This is a genomic window from Frankia sp. Mgl5 (assembly GCF_023242985.1).
Taxonomy (GTDB): domain Bacteria; phylum Actinomycetota; class Actinomycetes; order Frankiales; family Frankiaceae; genus Parafrankia; species Parafrankia soli.
Genome location: NZ_JALKFY010000257.1, coordinates 1 through 249, shown reverse-complemented (window position 1 = coordinate 249; position 249 = coordinate 1). Strand labels below are relative to the sequence as shown.

General features: G+C 53.8%; 1 pseudogene. It reads left to right on the top strand.

The window, feature by feature from the left end:
* Positions 1-249: pseudogene (locus tag MXD62_RS09260) on the top strand (phosphotriesterase); the annotation flags it as partial.

Below are 249 nucleotides of genomic sequence, written 5' to 3'. Positions count from 1 at the left end.
GGGTGCTGATGATCTGCTGCTCGACGACAAGGAAAAATCGCAGCTGGACGTTCTCGATTTTAAACAACACGGAGGCAAGACGATCGTTGACGCCACGGCGGTGGACTACGGCAGGGACGTTGAAGCCGTTCAACAGATTGCCAGAGAGACGGGCATACAAATCATCGGCACAGCCGGCTTCAACAAAAGCTTTCTCTGGGATGCCAGGATTAAGGACGGGTTGAAGCCGCTGATTGGCGACTTCGTTAC